Origin of the sequence: Streptomyces ossamyceticus (assembly GCF_001418475.1) — a bacterium.
In the GTDB taxonomy this organism is placed as follows: Bacteria; Actinomycetota; Actinomycetes; order Streptomycetales; family Streptomycetaceae; genus Streptomyces; species Streptomyces ossamyceticus.
This window is the reverse complement of sequence record NZ_LIQX01000967.1, coordinates 1-1,929: the sequence shown is the minus strand read 5'-3', so window position 1 is coordinate 1,929 and position 1,929 is coordinate 1. Positions and strand designations below refer to the sequence as shown.

At 72.3% G+C, this 1,929-nt stretch carries 2 protein-coding genes and 1 pseudogene; 2 read left to right on the top strand and 1 reads right to left on the bottom strand.

Going from position 1 to position 1,929, the window contains the following annotated elements; genetic code table 11:
- Window positions 1–185 precede the first annotated feature (185 nt).
- Entirely contained in the window at window positions 186–356 is a 171-nt protein-coding gene (gene rpmF, locus AOK15_RS41085) for a 50S ribosomal protein L32 (protein ID WP_055524341.1), read from the bottom strand.
- A 194-nt stretch (window positions 357–550) separates the two neighbouring features.
- On the opposite strand from rpmF, the gene AOK15_RS41080 reads away from it, so the two are divergent.
- Complete coding sequence (locus AOK15_RS41080; protein WP_079058977.1) at window positions 551–1,633, top strand: permease; 1,083 nt, start codon at window positions 551–553, stop codon at window positions 1,631–1,633.
- Window positions 1,630–1,929 (top strand): annotated as a pseudogene (locus AOK15_RS41075) (TIGR03943 family putative permease subunit); the annotation flags it as partial. The gene AOK15_RS41080 and the pseudogene AOK15_RS41075, both read left to right, overlap by 4 nt.

Below are 1,929 nucleotides of genomic sequence, written 5' to 3'. Positions count from 1 at the left end.
CCCCGCCACCCCCGTCCGGGCCCACTCGAACACCCCGTCACCATGAGGAACGAACACCACCCATGAAGGTCACATACTCGATGCACGCACTTCAGTTCGAACGGACAAGGTGCCCCGCGCCGAGGAAGCCGGAGAGAACGGTGACGGGCAGCCTGTCGTGGCCGTCGTGCACCGAGGACACCGTCTCAGCCCTCGGGGTGGATCAGTCCGCGCTCGTACGCCTTCAGCAGCCGCTGCGGTACGAGGTGGGTGACGCCGTCCACGGTGAAGGGCACCAACTGCGCTGTGCTCGCCTTCCACTGGGCGCGACGGTGACGGGTGTTGCTGCGGGACATCTTCCGTTTGGGTACGGCCATGGGGTCCTCCTCGACGAACGGCGGAATGCCGCACGAGACGCTACATGAAAATGGATCCCATTACGAAAAAGGCTCCACCTGTGGTGCGCGTCGCAGCGCGGCGCCTGAGCGGGAACGGCCTCGTCGCCGTATGGGAGGGGAGGGCGCACCGACCCGCGCAGCACAGCCGTACCCGTACGGAGGTACCGTCCCCCGTGGCCATCACCAAGGAAGCCCCCGACCGGCCGGGCCCCGGCCCCGGCGCCGAGGGCGGCTCGCACGCACCGCACGCGCACGGATCGCCCGATGCCGGCACCGGCGCCGGTGCCCCGCCGCAGGATTCCCGCGGGCGGCACCTCAACTCCCCCCTCCTCCTCACCATGCTGCTGGTCCTGGCCGTCGCCGCGCAGGGCCCCCTCCGCCGTCTCCTGGCCGCGCCCGTGACGCAGAGCTGGATGACGGTGTTCGTGGCGGTGGTCGTCCAGGCGCTGCCGTTCCTGGTGCTCGGGGTGGTGCTGTCGGCGGTGATCGCGGTGTATGTACCGCCGTCGTTCTTCGCCCGCGCGCTGCCGAAACGGCCCGCGCTGGCGGTCCCCGCGGCGGGCCTGGCCGGTGTGGTGCTGCCGGGCTGCGAATGCGCGTCGGTGCCGGTGGCGGGCGCGCTGGTACGGCGCGGGGTCACGCCCGCCGCGGCGCTCGCCTTCCTGCTCTCCGCGCCCGCCATCAACCCGATCGTGCTGACGGCGACCGCCGTGGCGTTCCCGGGGAACCCCGAGATGGTGCTGGCCAGGTTCGTGGCGAGCCTGCTGGTGGCGTGCGCGATGGGCTGGCTCTGGCAGCGGTTGGGGCGCGGCGAGTGGATGCGCCCGCCGGAGCGGCCGTCCTACGAGGGGCTCGGCAAGGGGGCGGCGTTCTGGGGCTCGGTGCGGCACGACGTGATGCACGCGGGCGGGTTCCTGGTCGTGGGCGCCATGGCGGCGGCCACGCTCAAGGCGGTCGTCCCGGCGAGCTGGCTGAACGCGGCCGCCGACAACCCCCTCATCGCGATCCTCGCCCTCGCCGTACTGGCCGTGCTGCTGTCGATCTGCTCGGAGGCGGACGCGTTCGTCGCCGCGTCGCTCACCCAGTTCTCCCTGACCTCCCGGCTGGCCTTCCTCGTCGTCGGGCCGATGATCGACCTGAAACTCTTCGCCATGCAGACCGCCACGTTCGGACGTGCCTTCGCGCTCCGCTTCGCCCCCGCCACGTTCGTCCTCGCGATCCTGGTGTCGGCCCTCGTCGGGACGGTGCTCCTGTGAACCGCCACGCCCAGACCGTCGTCCTCCTCCTCACCGGCGGCGCCCTCCTGCACGCCGGCTCCACCGACCTCTACCTCCGCTACGTCAAGGCGGGCCTGCAGCCCCTGCTGATCGGCGCGGGCGTGGTGCTCATGGCGGCGGCGGTGGCGACCCTCTGGTACGAACGCCGGGCGACCCGAAGCGGGCAGGAGAACGGGGCTCCCGTGCCCGACCACGCTGCCGAGCCGGACCCTGCCCCCGCCCCCGACCGGCACGCCCACCGTGAACCCCGTCTCGCCTGGCTCCCGGTCCTTCCC

Excerpts from the sequence above, each read along its gene's own strand:
- rpmF (WP_055524341.1), bottom strand. The coding sequence starts at position 356 with ATGGCCGTACCCAAACGGAAGATGTCCCGCAGCAACACCCGTCACCGT.